Here is a 23,647-nt window from a genome sequence, read left to right as displayed (position 1 = left end):
CTATAATTTACAAATATAATCACCAAGTGTTTTTGATAACTTGACATTCTCCGAATAATCAACATCCACATCAATCAGCACAATTTCGTTACTCGATAGTGCTTTTTCAAGCATTGGAAGCAATTCATCAGAATGAGTCACTTTCATCCCTTTTACCCCAAAGCTTTTGGCAAAATCTAAAAAGTTTGGATCTGTAAATTCAATATCCGCTGACCGATTAAATTTATTCAGCTGTTTCCATTCGATTAAGCCAAATTTCGAATCATGAAAAATAATGACCACAAACGCTAGTCCTAGCCGTTTGGCTGTTGCAAGCTCGACCCCATTCATGAGGAAACCACCATCACCCGTTACCGCAATTACTGGTTTTTCCGGATGGGCAAGTTTCGCGGCAATGGCTCCAGGTACGGCAATACCCATCGTTGCCCAGCCATTTGAGATAATCGTATGATTTGGCTTTTCAGGCTGATACAAGCGGGCAATCCACAATTTATGGGCCCCAACATCTGAAATAATAATGGCTTCGCCTTTCTCTGCTTTTTTTATATCAGCAATGATTCGCTGTGGTTTCACAGGGCTTCCTGACAACTCATCGGAAGCATGCAATTTTTCCACCAGCTGCTCCTTTAACTTCACAACTGCAGGCCACAGTTCTTTCTTTTCAACCAAAGGGCTTAACGCCTCTAGTGCTTCCTTCACATTTCCAACTAATTCAGCTTCAAGTGGATAGTAGGCATCGACCTCCGCTGGAAGGCTGTCAATATGAACAATTCTGTTCCCCGCTTCGTCATTCCAATATTTTGGTAAGTATTCTACAAAATCATAGCCAACTGTAATAATTAAATCCGCTTGATCAAATCCGCAAAGAACATAGTCTTTGGCTTGCATTCCTACTGTATATAGTGTTAAAGGATGATTGGCTGGCAGAACGCCTTTCGCCATAAAGGTGTTTACGACCGGAATATTTTTTGCTTCGGCAAACTGTCTTAACTCTACGGCAGCCTCATCGCGAATCACGCCGTTTCCTGCTAAAATAATTGGCTTTTTCGAACGGTTTATTACCTCGGCTGCTTTGTTCAAAGAACTTCTTGAAGGACTGGAAGATGGCTTTTGCGATACTGGAAGTGGCTTTCCTTCTGTTTCTTGCATGGCGATATCCTCAGGAAGCTCAATATGAACAGCGCCAGGTTTCTCCAGTACGGCTTGTTTAAATGCTTTACGGACGATTTCCGGAATCGTGTGGGCTACCCGGATTTGTTGATTCCATTTGGTGATTTTATCAAAAACATCGACAATATCTACATATTGATGGGATTCTTTATGGATTCTCTCCAAACTCGCTTGGCCTGTGATGGCGACAAGCGGTGCATGGTCAAGAAAGGCATCCCCGATTCCAGTTAGTAAATTGGTTGCACCCGGCCCAAGTGTGGCTAAGCAAACACCGGGTTTACCGGTTAAGCGGCCATAAACATCAGCCATAAATGCGGCCGCCTGTTCATGATGAACCAGGATTAGTTCAATATCTGACTCAATCAGAGAATCAACGAAGTCAGTGTTCTCCTCGCCGGGGATCCCAAATATGTATTTAACCCCTTCATTCTCTAAACATTTCACAAATAAATCCGAAGCTTTCAATTCATCGCCCCCATTTCCTATTTTTTTTCGTTTGCTTATTTTCCCTCGCGGTGGAAAAAATATGTAGATATGTATAAACTTTTAAAATCCGTATAAATTAAGCTCATATGTCTTTTTAAGGGGCTGGATTCAGATGAATATCGTTGATATTTTGATGGTAATCGTGATTGGATTAGGAGCGCTTATTCTTCTCGGGTTTATTTTTTTTCTTGTTTACTTATACATATTTGACCGTAATCAAAAAGCCCACTCGATTTTACGCAACTATCCCGGGCTTGGCAGGATGCGTTATTTTTTAGAAAAAATAGGTCCGGAATTTCGCCAATATTGGTTCAATAGCGATACGGAAGGGAAGCCGTTTTCACGCGACGAATATGAGCATATTGTTAAAAGTGCTAAATACAAAAGGGATATCGTGGCATTTGGATCAAAACGGGATTTTGATGAGGAAGGTCTCTATATCCGCAACGCGATGTTCCCAAAGCTAGCGGAAGAAATAAAAATGGACCGTGAAACAAAAGTGTATACGAAACGATACATTCTAATAAAGGACCCGCTTTTTTCCCAACGTGAGGAAAAATGGGAGAACGAGGAATCACTCGCCCAGTTATTGCATGATGATGATGCAGTGGTCATTGGCCCGAACACCAAATTTCCATTTGTTCTGAAAGGCCTTATCGGCATGTCGGCAATGAGTTATGGAGCACTTGGGAAAAGTGCCATTACTGCCTTATCAAAAGGATTGGCATTGGCAAAAGGCGCATGGATGAATACCGGTGAAGGTGGATTATCCCCTTATCATTTAGAAGGAGGGGTCGATATCATCATGCAGATTGGCCCTGGCCTATTTGGGATTCGAGACAAAAATGGCGAGGTTGAATGGGACGAGTTGAAGAGGAAAAGTGAAATCCCCCAAGTAAAAGCCTTTGAACTTAAACTTGCTCAAGGAGCCAAAACGCGTGGCGGCCATATTGACGGTGAAAAAGTAACTCCGGAAATTGCGGAGATTCGCAAGGTAGAGGCATGGAAATCCGTAGATAGTCCAAACCGCTTTCACCAATTTAGCGATGTGGGTTCACTGTGCGAATTTATTGAAAAAATACGTGAACATACCGGCAAGCCTGTAGGAATGAAGATTGTGGTTGGAGGGAATGACAGCGTCGAAGAATTAGCCAAATATATGCGCGATACCGGAAAAGGACCTGATTTTATAACGGTTGACGGCGGTGAAGGAGGTACGGGGGCATCCTATCAGGAATTAATAGACACGGTGGGCTTGCCTATTAAATCAGCCCTGCCCATTTTAGTCGCGACTCTACAAAAATATGGGGTCCGTGACCGGGTCAAAATCATTGCCTCTGGAAAGCTGTTCACCCCTGACCGAATAGCCATCGCATTGGCCATGGGAGCTGACCTGGTCAACATTGCGCGTGGATTTATGATCACGGTTGGATGTATCCAAACCCTAAAATGTAATTCAAACGCCTGTCCAGTCGGTGTTGCGACAACAGACCCTAATCTCCAAAAGGCACTTGTCATTGATGAAAAGAAATTTCGGGTAGTGAATTACCTCGTTACCCTAAGACAGGGATTGTTTCGAATTTCAGCAGCGGCGGGCATCGACTCTCCCATTCATTTCCGACCGCAACATATCAGCTACAAAGACGAAAAAGGCGTCGTGACATCACTTGAAAGAATTTTAATAGAAATCCAGGAACAAGTGGATGCTGGGTAAAACTGTCCGTGCCTGTCCTCCCCGAATTTTGAGATGTTGATTCCTGCATCTGGGGTTAAGAGTATCCGCTCTTATCGGTTGGGGGATCATGTTAAGTACCCGATCAGGTAAATAGTCAAAAATCGCTTAAATAGACGGATAGATTCCGCCTATTGGCTCGAAAAACGTGAAAATGGGGGATTTTCTTTGCATAATCGGAAAATCTCCCTTTATTTTACTTTACTTAATTAAGGAAAAGAATTCTTATTTAAAAGGAAGTGAGATGAACGGGTTTTAGGCGATTTAATTTTAGCATTCTTTTTGAAATCCAAGAGAACCTCATTTTGATGCGTTGCGGTGAACCGTACCACAAATGACGCAAATTCTTTGGGGAGAAGAAAAGAATTGAAATGGTCTCTCAAGTTTGACAGGTGATAGGAAACTTCGGGCATAGCGCGGCTAGGCGACCCGGTTCCGCAGTGATCATCAGGAGGCTTTTATCGGGTCACTTCGTTAGGAATTTCGTTACTCGCTCGGCGAGACCTAAGAGAGTACGTCGAAAAGGGTCTCATCGTTAAGTGCCCTACTGAGAATCAGGCCACCCTGAATCCCGCCAATTGTCTCCTCTGATATTACAGCAGCGGTGTTGATGGAGCAATCGGAAATTCCCGATACGGGCGACGCTTGGCTCGATATTCAGACGCTTTTCGGTCGGATGCTCGATTCGTTAACCAAACAGTTTGCTAACGAACCGACATCAGCCAATCGCTTCATTGCAGCGGTGATCGATATCGAACCCATTCGCGAGAGATACGAAAAGAATTTCATTGAACTAAGGTGACATGCTTATGCTGAGATCATTCGGCGTGGCAAAGCACGAGGACAGATCCAGGATGACGCGGACGAGGACATTCTTATCGATCTCGTCAGCGGCGCGTACTTCTATTATCTCACGTTCACGCCGGAGAAGCTTTCGACTGAAGATTGGTTAAAGAAAACGATGAAGATATTGGCTACAGGCGTCAAAACATAAGCACACAAAGGCGGAGTCAGGGCGTGATCCCTGCTCCGCCTTTGTTAGGATAATAGAACCTTCATCAGCTATTTTTCGACCGTGCCCTTGCCTCGATGGTAGCGTGTTGCGTGACCGATTTCATTCTCCCATGCACCATGACCATAACAGCGGCAATCGCACACGACGTAGCTAACGTGCCAATCGCCAACAGACTGCCATCCTCCTCATTGAACCAGAGAAGCAAGCCGAGGTTCATCAGCGCATGATAAGATGCGGCCAATAGAAGCCTCCCACCCCTGGCATCACTGAGAAGTTCCCCGAGAATGATGGAAAGAAAGACCGCGAAGAGTATGAAAAGCAAAGCATAGCCCCAACCTTCTGCGAAAACACCGACATGCCAGATACCCCACAGAATCCCGACAATGACGGAGGCTGGTAAGACACCGATCCGACTCTGAAGCGCCGGTTGCAGGAAGCAACGCCATCCAATCTCTTCTCCGGCCGCCCCAACGAATTGAGCTATAATGATGAGCCAGAACGGGTGCGATAGGGAAGAGGGCGACGTATACGTCACGGAATGTCCGGTAATAGAATACCATAACCAGGCGGCAGCGAACGTGACGATGAGTACAGTACCCGCGACAATTATCTTGTGCGGCTGAAGCCGCCAGAACCGAATGTCGGGTGTGAGAAAGGGTCTTATCACCCGAGGCCATAAAAGCAAAATCGCCAATACGCCTAGCGCAGGACCGAATTGCGTCACTTGAATAACGACGCCAGGTATGCCCAGTATGGGCTGGATCATCCCCAATATTAGTGATGCTATTGAGGTGATGAGGTAATAGAATAGAATGATAACCACTAGTCCGGGCTTCCATCTTGGGTGTGTATGCAAAGTGATTCATCCTCTCCTGTAAGTTGTTGGTAGTTAAAATATACAATTTGTTAAACTCAGCACGCAACGGTCCGCAGCCTGTAATGAACACCCGCCTGCAATCGGAGAAGACCTAGACCGTGTAAAACCTCTATTTTTTGCCTTGCTCTTGGTTTGTTGATACCTGCATTATATAGTCTATATATTTATAATGAGATGATGAAATAAAATATCCCTAGTTAAGTATATTATTTAAGCAATCGGGGGCAATTCTCTAATATGAATTGTGCCTTTTCTTTTGGTATAGGGCCAGATTCTTGAAGAAGAATATCAAAAAAATGCATGGCTATTCTGACTAATGCAGCGAGACCCAAAAAAACTCCGAGTAAGGGATTTTGGTGTCCTTTACTCGGAGTAAAGTTCAGAATGTAGTGTCTTTACTAGTCATTATTTTGCTCATTATGGTCGCGACGATTTACTTCAGGATATTCCTTACATCAAAGTTAAGCAAAGGATCCTCATTTCCTTAATGCCAATATGATCCAATCCGTTGGAGGGTCACACGCTTTTTCTATTTGCACTTATATCAAAGTCTATAGAGTTAATTTAAACAGCTTAGTCCTTAAAATTCACCGCAATTCTTTACTCATGCTATACCAACTGACTCCACCATGCTCAGAGCTTGATACACAGTTGTTTATGTACCCATTGTTTTCATGAAAAAAATTTGGTCAAAACATGCTTTTAAAATATTAAAAAAGAATCATACTTTTATAGAAAAGTTTAATCATCTTCAAGATGAACATGGTAATCAATTTTCCTACATATTACCTACTTTTATCCATTTTAGATTTCTAACCATAGCATCTTTAGACCAATCCGCGGGCATTTCTTGATCTGTAATAACACAATCAATTGATGAGAATGACCCTATATGAAAAAGAGCCTTCTGATTTATTTTGGAAGAATCCGTTACAACATAAACACTTCTTGATCTTTTCATCATAATAGTAGATGCAGTTGCGTCATCAATACCGAAATCACATATTCCATCTTTGCTTATTCCTCCACATGAAATAAACGCTTTATCAAAATAAAAGTGTTCTAATAAATGATTGGTTAATGGTCCACTGATTGAACGTTGCAGTGGATTAGTTGTTCCTCCAAGTACGATTACTTTGCCATCAAATAGTTGGTTTTCTAATCGATTATTTAAGATTTCGGCTGCTGCTAATGAGTTGGTCACAATCGTGATATTTTTTACATTTTTAATTGAACTCGCAATATGTAAGGTTGTTGATCCAACATCTAGTGCAACTGTTTCTCCATCCATAATGAAAGTTGCGGCAGCTTCCCCTATCATTTTTTTTTGATGATGAGAGATGCCGATTTTTTTATTAAAATGAGGTTCTCTAATCAAACCAAAATATTGAATAGCCCCGCCGTGAATTCTGCGTAATTTCTTTTTCTCCTCAAGCGCGCTCAAATCTTTTCGAATCGTTTCTGGTGTTACGTTTAATTTTATTGCTAAATCTACTACATTAATTTTATTTTTTAGCTCAAGTTCTCTAATTATTACTCTATACCTTTCTGTAATTAAATACTTATCCATATAATCTTCCCATGGCCTCCATCATTTTGATTTGTTTTGTTTTCACAAATTATAAGAAATGAAAATAAAAATATGACTAAGAAAAAATTAAGTTTTGTAAATTATTCAAAAATGGAAAGTAAAACAAAATCAAAAAGTATCTCTTTTATCTATCTTATCTACTATAAAGTGAAGTTTCACTCAGTGGGGGTTTTCTTCATCCTTACTACTGAGTGCTTATACATCGCACGAAGGAAAAGCGGTAGCTTTTACGAGGATGTGGGTTAAACAGACGTTGCCACAGGACGTGGCGGTCTTAGTCTTTGTTCCTTTAATCGTGCCATTACGGGTAGTTAACCCTCACTTATCCTCATCGATCCCTCTAAGTCTTTTCGTTAAGGGTTTTACTTCCCGTTAATCTCGATAAATAATCTAAATGTTTTCTTAGAAAGGATTTTTGTGTCGTTTTCTTTGGTTTATTTGTTTTCTGTTTTTTCTTTGTTTTTTTTACTTACCTATCTAGCATGATTAATAATCTATCAATATTTTTATTCTATGATGTAAAGGTAGATTACGGGGATAATGGCGGCAGTTCTTAAATTATGATTGCTTATACTTGAAACTGTATAATGCTTTTCCCCTATTTTTACTCTTTCGATTGCTGGGCTCTATTAATTCTTAAAAATTTGGAGGTAATTTTTATGAGTAATCAGGATCTAAACAAAGGGTTGGACAGAAGGGATTTTATAAAAATAGGAGGAATGAGTACGCTTGCGTTAACACTTGCTTCTACTGGTTTGCCGGGAGATTTGTTGACTACTAAAGCACATGCTGAACAATCAGAAAATGCTAAGCTTCAATTTAACTCAGATGGCAAGTTTAAAGTTGTACAATTTAACGATACTCAAGATGATGAACGAATTGATCGCAGAACAATTGAACTTATGGAGAAAGTTCTTGACTCAGAGAAGCCGGATTTTGTTGTTCTTAACGGTGACAATATTGAATCAGGCATTGATACGGAATTAGAGATGAAACAAGCCCTAAATAATGTAGCTCAACCAATGGAAAAAAGAGGGATTAAATGGGCAGTTACATTTGGAAATCATGATGAAGATTGTTCAGCAAAGACTGGAATGTATGAGAATGACATGCTGAAGTTCTATAGTAAGTACAAATATAATATGAATGAACCTGGAGAAAAGGGCCTTTCTGGAACAGGAAACATGAACCTCTTAATAAGAAATTCAAAAGGCAATAAAGCCGCATTCAATCTATGGCTTCTTGATAGCGGAAGATATGCACCAGCACAAATAGCCGGGCAAGATTTTAAAGGATACCCAACTTGGGACTGGCTCCGTTTCAATCAGGTGAACTGGTACTATGAGCAATCTAAAAAACTTGAGAAGCAATACGGTTATAAAGTTCCTTCACTCGTATTCATTCATATACCTTTATGGGAGCATCGTTTTATGTGGCATGGAGGCGTAGACGTAAGAACACAAGCAAGCCATGAGCTTGCAATGGCAAGGCATGAAATAGTAGGAGAAAGAAATGAAGATGAATGTCCAGGACCGGTTAACAGCGGCTTGTTTTCAGCCATGTTAGATAGAGGAGACGTTAAAGGAGTTTTCTGCGGACATGATCATATAAACACCTATTGTGGCAACTATTATGGAATTTTGCTTGGGTATGCTGGTAACACAGGTTTTGGAACGTACGGTCTTGGTGGTGCGGATAACAACAGACTACGTGGAGCAAGAGTATTCAATTTAGATGAAAATAAAGAAGGTGTTCTTGTTGAAACCCATATGGTTTTCGCTAAGGACTATGGAATTGATTTAACAAACAACGATCAAAGCATGGACCCTTTACCATTAAATGACAGAGAGTGAAGAAAAAAGCGGTAAAAGGATAAATGTAGTTCATCTTGTTCGTCTCAATCGTTTAAAAATATTTTTAATGGAGGCAACAGCATGTTACAAAACATAGGAGTGCCAGGTCTAATATTAATTTTAATTATTGCACTCATTATATTTGGGCCATCTAAGTTACCTGAAATTGGGCGTGCATTTGGTAATACATTAAGAGAATTTAAAAGCTCAGCAAAGGATTTAATGTCAGAGGAAAAAGATAGTGGTCATTCTAAGTAAGCGTATCGAAGATGTAAGTTCAAAGCTTACATCTTCCTCTTATTTCTAAAAGGAAGAAGGAAAAGCCTTATATGAAAAATCAAGAGTTAACGTTTGTGAATCACCTTGGGGAATTAAGGAAGCGATTAATCATTACATTACTTGCTTTTATCGTTTTTTTATTTGGATCATTCATGTTTGTGCAGGAAATTTATGAGTGGCTTATCCGTGATCTTAATCGTGATTTAGCAGTATTAGGACCATCTGAAATTCTATGGGTTTATTTTATGATTTCAGGAGTGAGTGCGTTCGCACTTACCATCCCAATTGCTGCACATCAAACGTGGTTATTTGTAAAACCAGGACTAACGAAAAAAGAACGAAAAATAACATTAGCCTACATTCCTGGATTGTTTACTTTGTTTGTAACAGGGCTTTCATTCGGTTATTTTGTCGTATATCCAATTGTTCTTAACTTTTTATTATCCTTATCTAAAGGCACGTTTGAAACCATGTTTACAGCCGAAAAGTATTTTAAATTTATGATAAACTTAACACTGCCGTTTGGATTATTATTTGAAATACCGCTCATTGCCATGTTCCTTACCTCAATTGGTGTCATTAATCCAATTCTTCTATCTAAAGCTAGAAAAATGTCTTACTTTTTACTAACCCTTTTAGCTATTTTCATAACTCCACCTGATATTATGTCGGATATATTGGTTATCGTACCACTATTCGTTTTATATGAATTTAGTGTAACATTGTCTAAAATCGTATATCGAAAAAAAATCAAAAAACAACAATCAGATAATAATATTATTCCGCTCAAAAAAACATCATAAACAATCAAAAAGACAGCTGGTATTTCAATAATGTCAGCGGTATTTACAACTCATAGCTGCAAGCGAATGCGGGGGATAATTATAAGTCAGTTTTGCCGAAGGGCAAGGCTGGCTTATTTTAATGATTATCAAAAGTCCGTCCAATTCAATTTATATCATAAACATCGTTTGGTATAATCCATTTGAGAATAGTTAACAAGGAGTATGTAAGAATAACCCCAAATTGAATTTTGCTGAAACTAAGATTGTTGTTGAAGATGTTCGGGAGACTTACAAATTATTAAAGTCTAATCCTGAAGTTTAGTGGATTCGTACTCCATTCCCTAATTCATTAGGTGGTCAAAGAGTTCAACACGTCCGAAACATTGTTGTACGATCGATCTTCCATTAAAGGGCGCGATTATTCAATAAGAATAGTCGCTTTTTCACTCTCTCTTTCTATATGATAAATATTCTAAAAATCTCTTGGCCGCTAGTGTAAGTGATTTTTGCTCTCTCATAGCAATACCAATATTTCGAAAAGCAGGAACTTCAAGTTCTTTCGCAATAATTTGGTAAGGAATGCGTTGCAAAATTAGTTCAGGTAATATACTGATTCCTAGTCCGTTTTCCACCATAGACATAATCGCATAGTCATCCCATGTCGTAAAATGAACTTGTGGTGAGATTTGGTACTGCTCAAAAATTTCTGAGATTTCAGCTTTTGCTCCCTTTTCCAATAGCATAAATGGACTATTCAATAACTCGTTGATTGGAAACTTGTCGCAATTAACAAGCGGATGATCTTCAGGAATTACTACCAACAAACGGTCTTGCTCCACAAAGATTGTTTCAATTTCAGCTTTTGTTGGTAGCCGTAAAAATCCAAAGTCGACACGTCCTTCGATAATCCAGTTTTCAATTTCTAGATAATCGCCTAAAAGCAATTCAAAATCAATATTTGGATAGTCTTTCTTAAAGATTTTAATCATATTAGGCAACCAATGGGTTGCCACGCTTGAAAATGTTCCGATACGAATTATTCCGGATTTCATATCGTGTAAGTCCTCAACCTGCATCATTAACATAGCCTGCTCATTACAGACTCGTTTTAACTGGGGCAATAACTTTAAGCCATCAGATGTTAAAGTGATACCGGCACGTCCTCTTTCAAAAAGTAAAACTCCCCATTCCGATTCTAAATCGTTTATCATACGGCTAATGCCAGACTGTGTATAGTTTAATGCCTCAGCAGCTCTTGTAAAACTTCCATATTCAACTGCTTTGACAAAGGCCATATATTTTTGGATATTCATATTGCTCTCTCCTATACATGTGATATTGTCATATATAACATGAGAAACATTCGAATTTGTAATATATATTAATATGCTATGCTACTACTATTGGAAAATCAAGTTGGAAAGGGGAGGGGTACAGAGATGTTTTATATGAGCAATATTATGGGAAAAGCGCCTGACAGTTATAAGGCCCCTCTGCAAAAAATTGGTCAATGAAATATTACCGAAGCTAGATATTTCATTTGAGTGAGTGGAGACGGATGAAGTCATTACAATGGAGGAATGTAGAAATAAATAAAAAATTGGATATGAAAATGCTCAAAGCAGAACAAATCTTCATATATTTCTATCTTTGACAAACTACACGCAAATTTTTATCCAAATATTAATTTAAAGTAAGTAAGGTGATAAAAAATGAAAAATGCCTATCTTAAATATGTCATCGCATTACTCTTATTTGGCTCTAATGGAATTATTGCAAGCTACATTCTATTAAATAGCTACGAAATCGTTTATTTTAGGACGTTAATTGGTAGCCTTTTTCTGATATTTGTATTTGCGCTGTCGAAGCAAAAACTAGGGTTTTGGAAAAATAAATCGCACTTTCTGTATTTAGTGATTTCTGGTGTGGCGATGGGGGCAAGCTGGATATTTTTATTTGAGGCATATGCACAAATCGGTGTAAGTATTGCCACGCTAGCCTACTATTGTGGCCCAGTGATTGTTATGATTCTCTCACCGTTTATCTTTAAGGAAAAGATGACAAGTGCTAAATTTTTCAGTTTTCTTGCAGTCATCATTGGTATGCTCTGTGTAAATGGGAAAGCTATTTTACAGGGACAAATCACTTTAGGACTAGTTTTCGGTATATTAGCAGCAATCATGTATGCTGTTATGGTGATTTTTAATAAAAAGGCTAAAAGTATTATAGGGCTTGAAAATGCTACGGGTCAGTTAGTGATTAGCTTTTTAACAGTTGCCATTTTTATGGGCTTAAAGCAAGGATTCTTCGTTGATCTTGATGGAAATATAATACCCATCCTGATAATAGGCATTGTCAACACTGGTATTGGGTGCTATTTCTATTTTTCTTCCATTGATAGTCTACCCGTTCAGTCTGTGTCCACTCTGGGATATTTGGAACCTCTCTCGGCATTGATTTTTTCAGTTGCCATTTTAGGGGAAAAGTTAGATCTTGTACAAATAGTTGGGGCTGTGTTGATATTAGGTGGTGCAGCATACGGGGAATTGTTTCGGTCAAAAAATAAACTAAAGGAAGAAAAGGGTTAATATTAAGTGGAGTTGCTGTTGAAAATCAAGTTTTTCAAGTAGAAACATCTAAAAAAATGGTTCAAATCAGAGAGAATATACTATGTACCTTTCGGCTAATGTAAAACTTTTATTATTGAGTTGATGAGGATAAAGGACTTTTTCTTCTTCAACAAAACCAGCTAATAGTTGTCTTTCATTTCAGCCAATAATAGCAAGGCATACAAGCTAAAGGCAGCAATCATAAAAATTATCTTAATCTTCAACAAAACCAGCCAATAGTTGTCAACATTTTTCAATAAAAATATAAAAAATATCATGTTATACTAAATTTGTGCATACCAAATAACCGTCCAAACACTATATTTGGAAGGTTCTGGACTACTTGGTTAAATTGTTAAATCAAGCTAAATCTAGGAAAGATGTTTTGTTTTTTAAAAGTGCATAAATCCAATGTAAGAGTTTGTTTGAACAAGCTATCACAGCTACTCTAAAAGGTTTTCCTTCTTCCCGTTTTTTATCATAAAACGCTCGTAATTTCTTATTACGAGGAAGGATCTCATCCGTTGTTTTCTGTTTGCGACAGTCACGAATAGCACATTTAACAGCCATATACAAAGCTTGACGTAGTCTGCTAGAGCCTCTTTTGGTAATTCGATTGTAAGTACCTTTGAATGTGCCAGATTCAAAGACACTTGGATCAAGACCAGCAAATGCGACTAGTTTCTTAGGGTGATTAAACCTTTCAATTTCCCCAATTTCAGAAATAATCGTGGCTGCGATTTTTTCACCGATACCGGGAATTGATCGGATAATCTTAGATTCTTCAATACTTTTTGCTAAAGCATCTATCTCATTTTCAAGCATGGATAGATGTTTTTTGTATTCAAAGAGCATATTAATATACATATCTAAGCTAAGGGCAAGACTAGAGTATAAAGCCTTCTGAAAAGGGTTTTGAGCTGCGGCAGTCATTAGCTTTTCAGCCTGTTTGTTTGCCCATTGTAGTGAACGAGTATTACAGAATTCTTTTATTTTAGTTGTTAATCTTTCAGTATCACCTTTCAAGACATCTTCTGAAGTAGGAAATGCTTGTAATGTTTTTAAAGAAACATCCGAATATAAGTCTCCAAAAACCTTACTATATTCAGGAAAAACTTGATCCAATACTGCCTGAAATTGTAGTTTGGTTTGTACAAACATGCCTGTAATATTATCGTGCTGTCTCGTAAGATGACGTAAGTTCATAAGTTGGATACCGCGCTTTTTATAAGGTTCTAAATCCTCTTTATAATACAGCTCGCAGAGGTGATTGGCATCAATGATATCTGTTTTTACCTTTCGCAAACTAGAACTTTTTGCTTTATAAGAGATTAGTGGATTTACGATAATGATTAAATAGCCTTTTTCCTCAAAATATTGAACAACCGGTGTGTGATAATGACCCGTTGATTCCATTACAAGAGGGGGACGTTCTCCTGAAATATCTTCTATTTCTTTAATAAAATCTAATAAACTAGCTAACCCATCAAGATCATGTTTTACTTTGAAACTTTTCCTGTAGGGCTTCTTTCTTTCCAAGTATGCTTGAATCTGACTTTCACCTTTTGCCACATCCAGACCAACGACTGGATTCATTAAAATTCCTCCTTCAAAAATATAATAGCCGGTAACCCCTAAATCCTCCTCATAGTGTCATAGCTTCGCTTGTTATACGAGATCATTGTCCCAACCAGCCTCAAACATGTTTCTACAAGTAGGGGGCGAACTGTTTTGCGGACGGGGTCTTAGCCCCACGGGCGCGAACGTTCTACCCTGGCTACCGTTATCATATATCGATATAAAAAATGGTCAACCAGAAATATTTTCTGGCTGACCTTATAATACGAGAGGGCGCGTTTATTTAGAAACGCGCCTTTTTCATGTCTCGGGCTTGATTGTGGAAGAAGGCTAATAACTCCTTATATGGTATTAATTTTGTAATATATATTTGTAAAAAGTAAAGTATATGTTACAATTTAAACATAAGCATAGTAGAGGTGAGTTTAGAATTGAAGGATTTTACAGTGAAAAATAAGGTTAAGGTCGCCCGAATTGAGAAAGGCGGTTTAAATCAAGGTGATCTTGCGAAATTGGTTGGAGTAACACGACAGACAATGAATTTAATTGAAGCACAAAAATATAACCCCACAATTCGAGTATGCTTGCTAATTAGTAAGTATTTAGAGCGACCATTAGATGAATTATTTTGGATAGATGACTAATTTATTTAGGAGATGATAAAACGATGCAAGTAAATTTTATGACGATTATTATAGGCGCAATTGCTAGCTTTGCTATTGTAAGTACTCTAACGGGACAAATTCATTGGGGAATAATTGCAGGACTTCTTATTGGAGTTGGCGGTGCTAAATGGATAAGGCTAGAAAAACAAAAAGCTAGTGATGAAATTGAGTACGATGAAAGAGTCAATAACAATATTAAACAAGTTTCATTTCAGACTTTTTCTATTTCTAACTTGTTACTTTTAATTTATTTGTTAATCTCAGACCAAATTCTGAACGAATCCTTGGTTAAGGCGAGCTACCTGATTATTTATATAAGCATCACTTTCCTTATTGCTTTCTATATCATTCCGATAATTGTTAGGAAGAGATAGAAGGAAATTAATATTTATATAGATTCCGAAATGATGAAGTAAATCTTACTGAGGGAGGCATTACCATGAATCAACATTTCATAATCATATCACTCATTCTCTTTATTTTAGCGTATCTTGTAGGAGTTAAAAAGCAAACTTGGCTTTTATCGGGATTTAATCAAAAACGTGTTAAAGATCAAGATAAACTGGCGAAATTGGTAGGTTCATACAATTTTGTAATGGCGATTGTTATTCTAGGAGGTGCTTTTATAGACCATCCAGATACCCAAGTGTTAATTCCAATTTTGATAATTGGTTATGTCATCTTACTTGGCTATGTAAATACAAAAATGGTTGAATAACTTAAATTTGTTCAAAAGTTGAGTTAATAAATTTATCCCGCATTAACGGGCAGTAAGACCCCCACCTCAAGATTGAGAGAGAAGCGAGGAAGATAGGTGGGGGACAACTGCCCGTAAAAGCCCGTAAAATGAACACAGACTAAAAGCGCCACATCGTGTGGCAACGTCTGCGTGACCCACTTCCTGTGGGCCGCAACTAACCATCAGTGGGGGATGAAAAAAACCCCCACTGATGGAAGTTTCACTTTATATATTGCTAGCTTGGTTTTGGAAGAACACATATTTAAGTTTCTTTAAATATATTATTAAAAAAGACCGAAAAGGGGTGAGTTAAAGTGTTAGAACGTTCAATGGAGAATACAAGGGGATTAGAAGAAGGAAAGGGAGTGATTTAAGGAAGAGCTTCATTTTGCATATAGCTCTTCTTACTAAAAATGAAAAGAGGACTATTAAAATGAATAAATATCAAAGTGTAATTAGTGATGGATTTAAGTTGAATTACTGTATAAAAGGGCATGGAAATCCAATATTAGTGGTGGGAAGCAGTGTATATTATCCTCGTTTGTTCTCGGAAAATTTATACGAAAAGTTCCAGTTCATTTTCTTGGATCATAGAGGATTTGTAAAGCCGGCTCGAGCATTACAACCAGAAGACTATACTTTAGATAAAGTATTAGATGATATAGAAGTGGCAAGGCAATCCCTTAATCTTGAGAACTTTATCATACTCGGGCATTCTGGACATGCCTTTATGGCTTTGGAATATGCTAGAAAATACCCTAGACATGTTCAGAAAGTTGTCTTATTAAATTCAGCACCTACAAATAGCGAAGAAAGACAGCGGCAAAGTTTTTCATTTTTTAATGAGACAGCAAGTTCAGAGAGACAGAGGCATTTTGAAAAAGAGATTGTCTTATTAGAAAATGATATTAAGAAAGATCCTGAAAGACGATTTGTTCACATGTGTATTCGTATGGGAGCCCATAGTTTTTACGATTATACATTTAATGCAGCTTATATGTGGGATGGTGTATATACGAATATGCCAATTATTGATTATCTATGGGGAGAAGCATTCGGAGAACTTAATCTGATACAATCATTGGCTAATTTCAATAAACCAGTATTTATTGGCTTAGGGAGATATGATTATTTGGTCGCACCTGTTTCGCTTTGGGATCCTATTGATAACACATATGAGAACGTGAAGAAAGTGATTTTTGAGCATAGTGGACATAATCCTATGTTTGAAGAACCTAATTCTTTTGATAAAAAATTGGCCGAATGGATCAATGAAAGCAAGTAGAGATTTCAAGCAGATTGGTCAGTTTTGATCATACTAAAATTATAAAACTACAGGCTTAGAGATTAAAGCGACAGGCCAAGGTCTACTATAACCTTGGCCTGCTATTTTTGGTCTATCAGATCTATTTTTCAGTTATAAGTTTTTATAGTTGGTGGTACATATTTATTAAATTGATCAAGCAGTCCATTTGGTTCGGCATCTACTATTGCCATCGTACGATATTTATCATGCATGAACTGTTCACTAGTCATATGATTGAATAAAGCAACAAGAGGATCATAATAATGATTGATATTTAAGAGTCCAATAGGTTTTTGATGAAGCCCTATCTGAGCCCAAGTAAAAATCTCAAAGAACTCTTCTAAAGTTCCTGGTCCACCTGGCAAAGCTATAAATCCATCTGCCAAATCTGCCATTTTCGCTTTCCTCTCGTGCATGGAATCCACAACAATTAGCTCTGTTAAGTTCTTGTGGGATATTTCTCTTTCATCTAGGAAACGGGGCATTACCCCAATGACTTGTCCGCCTTCTTCCAAAACGGAATCTGCAACTGCGCCCATAATTCCTACACTTGCCCCGCCATATACAAGCGCAATGTTCCGTTTAGCAAGCTCTCTACCCATTTTTTTCGCAGCCTCTATATAGACATTAGATGCTCCGTTGCTTGAACCACAAAATACAGCTAGCTTTTTCATTGTTGATCACATCCTATTAAGTTATCTTTCTTTTATATCATACAGAACATTGCAAAATTGTTAAACTAAATGTTTTGTATGTTAAACTTCACTGTTGATTCTGCTCCAATCAACAACAAAATAGTATGATTAACAATAAGCTTTAATACAACCAATATAAAAAGCATTGGATTTAACAATTTCCAATGCTTTTTATCATATAGCGAAACGGGATAATGGAATAGAATGATACTATTCTTTCCCTAAATCACATTCTTCTAATGGAATTAACTTTGTTTTGTACTTTATTTTATAGACAAGCCAAACGATTAAGAACAGAGGTAAACCAATATAGGAAACGAATACGCCATTCCAATCAATGGTACCGCCAATGAAAGCGGGAATGTTTTGGCCTAAAATGATGAAAGTACATAGAATCAATGCTAATAATGGACCGATTGGAAACCATTTTGCTCGGTAAGGAAGTGCGTTTAAATCTCCACCTTGGACAACGTACGCTCTACGGAATCGGTAATGGCTTATAGCGATTCCTAACCATGTGACAAAGCCAGCCATACCAGAAGCATTTAGAAGCCAAATATATACGACGCCATCTCCGAAAAAAGTAGTTAAGAATGCAAGGGAGCCAACTAAAGTTGTAACGAGTAAAGCATTAACTGGCACACCTCTTCGATCTAATTTCCCTAAGAATTTCGGTGCTTTTCCATCGCGAGCTAAATCCCAAAGCATACGAGTAGCTGCGTACATACCAGAGTTGCCGGCAGATAATACGGCTGTTAAGATGATTGCATTCATGACAGATGCTGCAAAAGCAAATCCTGCTCGTTCAAATACAAGTGTAAACGGGCTTACGGAAATATCGCTGCTTAATAAGCGTTCATCTGTATAGGGAAGAATCATTCCGATGACGAAAATCGCTAAAATGTAAAATAGCAGGATTCGCCAAAATACGGAGTTGATCGCTTTTGGGATGGTCTTTTCCGGATTTTCACTTTCTCCGGCAGCTACTCCAAGCAATTCAGTCCCTTGGAATGAAAAGCCTGCAGCCATAAAAACACCAAGGATCGCAAAGAACCCGCCGTTAAATGGTGCATCCCCAATGGTGAAGTTTGAAAATCCAATTGCTTCTCCACCCATAATTCCAAAAATCATCAAGGTACCCGTAATGATGAAGATGATGACTGTCACTACTTTAATAAGTGAAAACCAGTATTCGGCTTCTCCAAATCCTCTGACAGACAAGTAATTCAATCCGAACATAATGACAAGAGCAATTCCGCTCCAGATAAACGAAGGGCTATCAGGAAACCAAAACTTCATAATTAATACAACTGCAGCAAGTTCGGCGGCAATCGTAATCGCCCAGTTATACCAGTAATTCCAGCCGATAGCAAAACCAAATGCCGGATCAACGAATTTTGTTGCATACACTTTGAATGAACCCGCTACAGGCATATAGGCTGCCATCTCAGCAAGACTTGTCATTAAGAAGTAAACCATAATCCCGATTGCAGCATAAGCAAGTAAGGCTCCGCCAGGTCCGGCAGTAGCAATAGCTCCACCGCTTGCCAAGAATATGCCTGTACCAATGGATCCCCCGAGAGAAATCATGGTAAGATGGCGTGCTTTAAGCGATCTTTTTAATTGAGTTGAATCAGTTGATGCTGTTGTGCTTGTCAATGTTGTACACTCCTTTTTAATTGGAGGGTTAAATGGCTATAAGAAAAGCGCAAGCGCCTTGCTCACCCCCGACAAGCATAAGACAGGCCGATGAGAAGGTTGTTCTTTAACCTTCTTGGCGGACTGGCTTATGACCTCGAGGTCGACAAAAACGCGACGTCCTGTCGCATTGTCGACACTAGTACGTCCTGTACGTCAGGGGTAGGCGCTGGAGCTAGACATTTCTCTAACTAGAGAAAATTTATACCTTTTCTTAAAACAAAAAAACAGCAGTCGAAAAAGATCGACGGCTGTTTGAATAAGTCCGTTTAATCCTTCCGAAGATAGTTCTCCACGTAAAAATTACGTGACAGTGATGTTCCTATTCGAAAACATCCCCAGCATGGACATTCAATGAAAAATCCAAACTTCGGCAGCTTATCCTTTTAAACAGAGTCAACGATGTCATTGAATCTCGTCTGTTCTACTTTTATAAGCAGCAGCCTCTATCCCATCGGCGAATGGGAATATTGAATTATATCGGAAGTATAATCAATTATTTGTTATTTGGCAATGGTTAAAGATTTCCAATCTCTTATTACACATTAAGAAAGAATAAATTGCCCGCGGAGAAGATGACCCGACGCAGTTTACAATTTTAGGAATTAAGTACGACGGACAGGACAAGGAGGGCTTCGATAGCATTCACATCGCACGAAGGAAAAGCGATAGCTTTTACGAGGATGTCCAAGTCGGGCGAATGCCACAGGACGTGGCAAGTATGAGCGCGATAAGTGCAACTACGCCTCTGTCTTCGCCTTTCCAAGGCTTGCCAATCGGCGAGTTTTCTTTATTTGTTCTTCATTCGTTCCTGTGCCATGCGGACAAGCTCTTTAACCATACTGCCTCCAATTTTGCCGCCGACTTTTCCAGCCTCCTTGGAGGTTAATCTTCCGTTATAGCCTTTTTGAAGGGGGACGCCGACTTCATTCGCTACCTCAAATTTCACATTGTCTGGGTTTTCTTTGTCTATATGATATCCTTCATTAGCCATGACTTGATTTTTAAATTGATCTAGGGCACCTCTCGAATCAGGAACAAGTGGACGGCGTTTTCTTCTTGCCATATTTTTTTAGCCTCCATGAAAATGATATATAGAATTAGTGTGTGAAGAATTAAAAATTTTATCCCGCATTAACGGGCAGTAAGACCCCCACCTCAAGATTGAGAGAGAAGCGAGGAAGATAGGTGGGGGACAACTGCCCGTAAAAGCCCGTAAAATGAACACAGACTAAAAGCGCCACATCGTGTGGCAACGTCTGCGTGACCCCACTTCCTGTGTGCCGCAACTAACCATCAGTGGGGGATCAAAAAACCCCCACTGATGGAAGTTTCACTTTATCCAAGTGGTAATGTGTTAGAAAATACTTGTGCAAGCCATTGTTTACGGATATTCTAGTGTTATGCATTATGGGAAGCAAAATACATGCTAATTTATGAAAAAAGAAGGTGTAATCATTGTTATTAAAATTCTTATCAGCCTTGCTGCTTCCGGGTTTGTTAGTCGTATTTTTTACGAGAGTAGCATATAATCAGGTGATTGGACTTGTTTTGACGGTAGCATTAATTGCAGCTTCTGTTTATAAAGGCTACACAGATTCAATATGGCTCATAGTTGTAGATGCATTTTCATTAACCGTTGGTTTCTGGTATTCGAATCGGATGAAGCAGAATGCCAGACAAAAATCTTAATAAAACCAGATAATTGACTGTCAAAAGGAAAAGAATAGTCCTCAAACGAGGAGAAATAAAAAAGGCGTTTCTTCATGCTAAAGAAGAAACGCCTTTTCATATTTAATTTGGAGTATCATATTAATTTAATTTTTCATTAACCTGTGAAGCCTGAAAGCTTCCTTTCTTAACCGAGCTAAATACATAGCCAATCAATCCGCCGACAATTGCTGGAACGAGCCAGCCAACTCCCACTGAATATAAAGGAAGGATGTTCGTAAATAATTCATTGATTGCCTGAATTTGAATGCCAGCTGCATTTAATCCGTCGAAAATGCTGACAACTGCAGTGAATAGAATACTTCCTTTATAAACACCTGATTTTCCCTTGAAAAGAGGGTGCAGGAAGGTTAAGACTAATAAACAAATAGCTAATGGGTATAATGCTACTAAAACTGGAACCGAAAATGCAATTAATTTTGATAAACCAGCATTTGCAATGACTGTGCTAAATACAGAGAAGATGACAGCCCACTTAGTATAAGAAATGCTTGGTACTATTTTATTGAAATAAGACGCACATGAAGTGATAAGACCGATACTTGTCGTTAAGCAAGCTGCGATAACGATGACAGAAAGTATGACTTTGCCGAAAGATCCGAAATAATGACTAGATACAGCAGCAAGCACTGCGCCGCCATTTTCCAATTGTCCAATTCCCTCAACACTCGTTGCGCCCATATAAGCAAGTGATGTATAAATAATAGCTAGAAGTCCTGCTGCAATGAAACCTACCTTCATAGTAGAAGTCATGATTTGCTTCTTCGTCGCTGCGCCATTTTCCTTCATCGTATTGATAATAATGATGCCAAACACAAAGGCAGCTAGAACATCCATCGTCAAGTAACCCTCTTTGAAGCCTTTAAAAAATGCATTTGACATATAAGCTTCAGTAGGTGCTTGAATTTCTCCAATTGGGTTAACAAATGCTGTTACAATAAGAATTCCGATAAAAATAAGCAATAATGGCGTTAAAATTTTTCCTACAATATCAACAAGCTTAGAAGATTTTAATGAAAAGAATAATGTTACTCCGAAAAAGATAATGGTAAAGATGATCATTGGCATGATACCAGCGTTCTCACCTAGGAATGGTTTAATTCCGATTTCAAAAGAAACTGTACCTGTTCTAGGAATTGCGAATAGTGGTCCAATGGATAAATAAAGAGCACATGTAAAGAAAATTCCGTAAATTGGATGTACGCGACTTGCTAATGATTGTAAATCACTTTTGCCTGAAAAACCTAAAGCTAGAATAGCAAGTAATGGCAAACCAACACCAGTTACGATAAATCCAGCATTAGCAGCCCAAACATTTTCTCCAGCCATTTGCCCGAGCATAACTGGGAAAATTAAGTTACCCGCTCCGAAAAACAAAGCAAATAGCATAAAGCCAACCGCAATAAGAAATGAAAATGACCCTCTTGATGACATAAAAAATACCTCCAATAATTTTAATAAGTGATTAACTGCGATTCTGATAAGAGAGTTCCTATAATGCAGTTAATATTCTAAGTTATCAAAATATTTAAGTTATTCTACTACTAGAATAATCCGAATAAAAAAATATCTTTGTGCAAAAAAATTCATAGGAATTTATTATTCAATTATTTTTGAACCTCCTAAATATAAACCTTTGATGTGCAAAATATAACACAGTAACTATACTTATGCAATATATTTCTGAAAATAAAATTATATAAAAATATTAATATAATCGAGAGAGTTGAAACCCCTGGATTGTGTTTTTATGTAATATATTGTATTTGTATTATTAGTTCAATATAATAAAATCATTATTTAAGTAGTTTTTGTACAAGGGGGTCTTAGCATGCCGATACCTACTAATTACTCTACTCCAACTCGAATGTCAGCAAAAAAACGTGCCTTTTCACAAATACTAGAATGGATTATTGACGGGACATTGCATCCAAAAGAAAAGCTGAATGATGCGGATCTTGCACAAGCTTTAGGTGTCAGCCGTACACCGATTAGAGAAGCTTTGCAGTTACTTAGCTTTCAAGGGTTTGTCGAAATGTATCCGGGAGTGGGGACTCAAGTTACGGAAGTAAACAAAGAGGATATTTCAAAAATTTTACCCCCATTAGGAGTACTGCAGGCTTTAGCTACTGAACTTGCAGCACCTATTATTAGTCAAGAAACCATTCGTAAGCTGCGTGAAATTAACACGATGTTTGCTCGGGCAGTAGAAACGGGTGATTCTTATACTGCCTTGAAGCTAGATGAGGAGTTTCATCAAAATATTGTGAATGTGACTGAGAATTCTTATATTGCCAGTACTGTGTCAACCCTTCAATCACATGTTCGACGCCTATACTTTCATAACTCGATTTTTCTTACTCCACACTCTATTGATGAGCATGAAGCTATTTTAAGGGCATTTGAAGAGAATAATAAAGAAGAAGCAGCCCGCATTGCCAAATCGAATGTGATTAATGCAATTGATATTTACTATGCAAAACAAGGAAAAAACAACGAAGTAGAATAAAGTGAAACTTCCATCAGTGAGGGTTTTTCGACGCACAGGACGTGCTAGTGCCGACGTTGCCACAGGACGTGGCGTTCTTAGTCGGCTTTCATCCCCCACTGATGGTTAGTTGAACCAATCACGCTCAAAACGCCACGTCCTGTGGCTTTCGCCTGACTAGGACATCGTGTCCGTCGTCGGGCCTTTACGGGCAGTTGATCCCCCACTTAGGTTTCTTTGATTCTCTCACAAACTTGAAGTGGGGGTCTTACTGCCCGTTAATCTGCGATAACAAAGAACCTGTCGAAATTAATGCATCGACAGGTTTTTTGTTACTTATATATGAAATT

Annotated in this window: 22 protein-coding genes, 1 pseudogene and 1 riboswitch; of the genes and pseudogenes, 14 read left to right on the top strand and 9 right to left on the bottom strand. The window is 38.4% G+C overall.

The features are described 5' to 3' along the window. A complete protein-coding gene (locus tag FSZ17_RS21170; protein ID WP_057773150.1) occupies nt 1–1,635 on the bottom strand; it encodes an acetolactate synthase large subunit in 1,635 nt (544 codons plus the stop codon). A gap of 133 nt (nt 1,636–1,768) precedes the next feature. Between FSZ17_RS21170 and FSZ17_RS21165 the strand changes: the two genes are divergently transcribed. From FSZ17_RS21165 to FSZ17_RS24165, 3 genes are all read left to right on the top strand, one after another. Further along, nucleotides 1,769–3,370: an FMN-binding glutamate synthase family protein gene (locus FSZ17_RS21165; protein WP_057773153.1), complete on the top strand. Its 1,602-nt coding sequence runs from the start codon at nt 1,769–1,771 to the stop codon at nt 3,368–3,370. A gap of 628 nt (nt 3,371–3,998) precedes the next feature. Continuing rightward, a complete protein-coding gene (locus tag FSZ17_RS21160) occupies nt 3,999–4,190 on the top strand; it encodes a hypothetical protein (protein ID WP_057773154.1) in 192 nt (63 codons plus the stop codon). Nucleotides 4,191–4,205: 15 nt separating this feature from the next. After that, a complete protein-coding gene (locus tag FSZ17_RS24165; RefSeq protein ID WP_146846681.1) occupies nt 4,206–4,382 on the top strand; it encodes a TetR-like C-terminal domain-containing protein in 177 nt (58 codons plus the stop codon). 64 nt (nt 4,383–4,446) lie between these two features. Here FSZ17_RS24165 and FSZ17_RS21150 read toward each other — a convergent pair whose 3' ends face one another. Then, on the bottom strand, nt 4,447–5,226 hold the full coding sequence (locus FSZ17_RS21150; protein WP_146846555.1) for a CPBP family intramembrane glutamic endopeptidase: 780 nt from the start codon (nt 5,224–5,226) through the stop codon (nt 4,447–4,449). An 832-nt stretch (nt 5,227–6,058) separates the two neighbouring features. After that, the gene (locus tag FSZ17_RS21145) at nt 6,059–6,850 is read right to left on the bottom strand and encodes a DeoR/GlpR family DNA-binding transcription regulator (protein ID WP_057773158.1); all 792 of its coding nucleotides are present in this window, start codon (nt 6,848–6,850) and stop codon (nt 6,059–6,061) included. A 680-nt stretch (nt 6,851–7,530) separates the two neighbouring features. Between FSZ17_RS21145 and FSZ17_RS21140 the strand changes: the two genes are divergently transcribed. The 4 genes and pseudogenes from FSZ17_RS21140 to FSZ17_RS24160 all read left to right on the top strand — a co-directional run. Beyond that, nucleotides 7,531–8,724 (top strand): metallophosphoesterase family protein, encoded by a 1,194-nt coding sequence (locus FSZ17_RS21140; RefSeq protein ID WP_057773160.1) that lies wholly within the window; start codon nt 7,531–7,533, stop codon nt 8,722–8,724. Between the two features lie 81 nt (nt 8,725–8,805). Then, complete coding sequence (locus FSZ17_RS21135) at nt 8,806–8,982, top strand: twin-arginine translocase TatA/TatE family subunit (protein ID WP_082625281.1); 177 nt, start codon at nt 8,806–8,808, stop codon at nt 8,980–8,982. Between the two features lie 71 nt (nt 8,983–9,053). Beyond that, entirely contained in the window at nt 9,054–9,806 is a 753-nt protein-coding gene (gene tatC / locus FSZ17_RS21130; protein WP_057773162.1) for a twin-arginine translocase subunit TatC, read from the top strand. A gap of 202 nt (nt 9,807–10,008) precedes the next feature. Next, nucleotides 10,009–10,107, top strand: a pseudogene (locus FSZ17_RS24160) (VOC family protein); the annotation flags it as partial. A 124-nt stretch (nt 10,108–10,231) separates the two neighbouring features. On the opposite strand, the gene FSZ17_RS21125 reads toward FSZ17_RS24160, so the two are convergent. Continuing rightward, nucleotides 10,232–11,101: a LysR family transcriptional regulator gene (locus FSZ17_RS21125; RefSeq protein ID WP_057773164.1), complete on the bottom strand. Its 870-nt coding sequence runs from the start codon at nt 11,099–11,101 to the stop codon at nt 10,232–10,234. Nucleotides 11,102–11,500: 399 nt separating this feature from the next. On the opposite strand from FSZ17_RS21125, the gene FSZ17_RS21120 reads away from it, so the two are divergent. After that, complete coding sequence (locus tag FSZ17_RS21120; RefSeq protein WP_057773166.1) at nt 11,501–12,376, top strand: DMT family transporter; 876 nt, start codon at nt 11,501–11,503, stop codon at nt 12,374–12,376. A gap of 381 nt (nt 12,377–12,757) precedes the next feature. Here the strand turns inward: FSZ17_RS21120 and FSZ17_RS21115 are convergent, their stop codons facing one another. Then, a complete protein-coding gene (locus tag FSZ17_RS21115; RefSeq protein WP_057776996.1) occupies nt 12,758–13,993 on the bottom strand; it encodes an IS110 family RNA-guided transposase in 1,236 nt (411 codons plus the stop codon). A gap of 413 nt (nt 13,994–14,406) precedes the next feature. On the opposite strand from FSZ17_RS21115, the gene FSZ17_RS21110 reads away from it, so the two are divergent. The 4 genes from FSZ17_RS21110 to FSZ17_RS21095 all read left to right on the top strand — a co-directional run bounded on the left by FSZ17_RS21110 (nt 14,407) and on the right by FSZ17_RS21095 (nt 16,664). Continuing rightward, entirely contained in the window at nt 14,407–14,619 is a 213-nt protein-coding gene (locus FSZ17_RS21110) for a helix-turn-helix transcriptional regulator (protein ID WP_057776328.1), read from the top strand. 23 nt (nt 14,620–14,642) lie between these two features. Next, entirely contained in the window at nt 14,643–15,014 is a 372-nt protein-coding gene (locus FSZ17_RS21105) for a hypothetical protein (RefSeq protein ID WP_057776329.1), read from the top strand. Between the two features lie 65 nt (nt 15,015–15,079). Continuing rightward, complete coding sequence (locus FSZ17_RS21100) at nt 15,080–15,358, top strand: DUF3784 domain-containing protein (RefSeq protein WP_057776330.1); 279 nt, start codon at nt 15,080–15,082, stop codon at nt 15,356–15,358. Nucleotides 15,359–15,812: 454 nt separating this feature from the next. Beyond that, nucleotides 15,813–16,664, top strand: coding sequence for an alpha/beta hydrolase (locus FSZ17_RS21095; protein WP_057776331.1), 852 nt, complete (start codon nt 15,813–15,815; stop codon nt 16,662–16,664). Between the two features lie 128 nt (nt 16,665–16,792). On the opposite strand, the gene FSZ17_RS21090 is transcribed toward FSZ17_RS21095, so the two are convergent. The 3 genes from FSZ17_RS21090 to FSZ17_RS21080 form a co-directional block, all read right to left on the bottom strand. Continuing rightward, nucleotides 16,793–17,359: an LOG family protein gene (locus FSZ17_RS21090; protein ID WP_057776332.1), complete on the bottom strand. Its 567-nt coding sequence runs from the start codon at nt 17,357–17,359 to the stop codon at nt 16,793–16,795. A 231-nt stretch (nt 17,360–17,590) separates the two neighbouring features. Further along, nucleotides 17,591–19,060, bottom strand: a complete 1,470-nt coding sequence (locus tag FSZ17_RS21085) for an amino acid permease (RefSeq protein ID WP_057776333.1) — start codon at nt 19,058–19,060, stop codon at nt 17,591–17,593. A gap of 295 nt (nt 19,061–19,355) precedes the next feature. Beyond that, nucleotides 19,356–19,535, bottom strand: a riboswitch (Lysine riboswitch). Nucleotides 19,536–19,868: 333 nt separating this feature from the next. After that, nucleotides 19,869–20,144: an alpha/beta-type small acid-soluble spore protein gene (locus FSZ17_RS21080; RefSeq protein WP_057776334.1), complete on the bottom strand. Its 276-nt coding sequence runs from the start codon at nt 20,142–20,144 to the stop codon at nt 19,869–19,871. Nucleotides 20,145–20,536: 392 nt separating this feature from the next. Here FSZ17_RS21080 and FSZ17_RS21075 point away from each other — a divergent pair, with 392 nt between their 5' ends. Continuing rightward, nucleotides 20,537–20,770 (top strand): CsbA family protein, encoded by a 234-nt coding sequence (locus FSZ17_RS21075; protein WP_057776335.1) that lies wholly within the window; start codon nt 20,537–20,539, stop codon nt 20,768–20,770. 120 nt (nt 20,771–20,890) lie between these two features. Here the strand turns inward: FSZ17_RS21075 and brnQ are convergent, their stop codons facing one another. After that, a complete protein-coding gene (brnQ, locus tag FSZ17_RS21070) occupies nt 20,891–22,243 on the bottom strand; it encodes a branched-chain amino acid transport system II carrier protein (RefSeq protein ID WP_057776336.1) in 1,353 nt (450 codons plus the stop codon). Between the two features lie 397 nt (nt 22,244–22,640). Between brnQ and FSZ17_RS21065 the strand changes: the two genes are divergently transcribed. Next, a complete protein-coding gene (locus tag FSZ17_RS21065; RefSeq protein WP_057776337.1) occupies nt 22,641–23,318 on the top strand; it encodes a GntR family transcriptional regulator in 678 nt (225 codons plus the stop codon). The last annotated feature ends 329 nt before the right edge of the window (nt 23,319–23,647 follow it).

The sequence above is a fragment of the Cytobacillus dafuensis genome (assembly GCF_007995155.1).
GTDB lineage: Bacteria > Bacillota > Bacilli > Bacillales > Cytobacillaceae > Cytobacillus > Cytobacillus dafuensis.
Note: the sequence above shows the minus strand (reverse complement) of the source record. Positions and strands in the feature narration are given on the sequence as shown.

Coding starts and splice junctions, on each gene's coding strand:
- FSZ17_RS21165 (WP_057773153.1), top strand. CDS start 1,769: ATGAATATCGTTGATATTTTGATGGTAATCGTGATTGGATTAGGAGCG.
- FSZ17_RS21160 (WP_057773154.1), top strand. CDS start 3,999: ATGGAGCAATCGGAAATTCCCGATACGGGCGACGCTTGGCTCGATATT.
- FSZ17_RS21145 (WP_057773158.1), bottom strand. CDS start 6,850: ATGGATAAGTATTTAATTACAGAAAGGTATAGAGTAATAATTAGAGAA.
- FSZ17_RS21140 (WP_057773160.1), top strand. CDS start 7,531: ATGAGTAATCAGGATCTAAACAAAGGGTTGGACAGAAGGGATTTTATA.
- FSZ17_RS21135 (WP_082625281.1), top strand. CDS start 8,806: ATGTTACAAAACATAGGAGTGCCAGGTCTAATATTAATTTTAATTATT.
- tatC (WP_057773162.1), top strand. CDS start 9,054: ATGAAAAATCAAGAGTTAACGTTTGTGAATCACCTTGGGGAATTAAGG.
- FSZ17_RS21125 (WP_057773164.1), bottom strand. CDS start 11,101: ATGAATATCCAAAAATATATGGCCTTTGTCAAAGCAGTTGAATATGGA.
- FSZ17_RS21120 (WP_057773166.1), top strand. CDS start 11,501: ATGAAAAATGCCTATCTTAAATATGTCATCGCATTACTCTTATTTGGC.
- FSZ17_RS21115 (WP_057776996.1), bottom strand. CDS start 13,993: ATGAATCCAGTCGTTGGTCTGGATGTGGCAAAAGGTGAAAGTCAGATT.
- FSZ17_RS21105 (WP_057776329.1), top strand. CDS start 14,643: ATGCAAGTAAATTTTATGACGATTATTATAGGCGCAATTGCTAGCTTT.
- FSZ17_RS21100 (WP_057776330.1), top strand. CDS start 15,080: ATGAATCAACATTTCATAATCATATCACTCATTCTCTTTATTTTAGCG.
- FSZ17_RS21095 (WP_057776331.1), top strand. CDS start 15,813: ATGAATAAATATCAAAGTGTAATTAGTGATGGATTTAAGTTGAATTAC.
- FSZ17_RS21090 (WP_057776332.1), bottom strand. CDS start 17,359: ATGAAAAAGCTAGCTGTATTTTGTGGTTCAAGCAACGGAGCATCTAAT.
- FSZ17_RS21080 (WP_057776334.1), bottom strand. CDS start 20,144: ATGGCAAGAAGAAAACGCCGTCCACTTGTTCCTGATTCGAGAGGTGCC.
- brnQ (WP_057776336.1), bottom strand. CDS start 22,243: ATGTCATCAAGAGGGTCATTTTCATTTCTTATTGCGGTTGGCTTTATG.
- FSZ17_RS21065 (WP_057776337.1), top strand. CDS start 22,641: ATGCCGATACCTACTAATTACTCTACTCCAACTCGAATGTCAGCAAAA.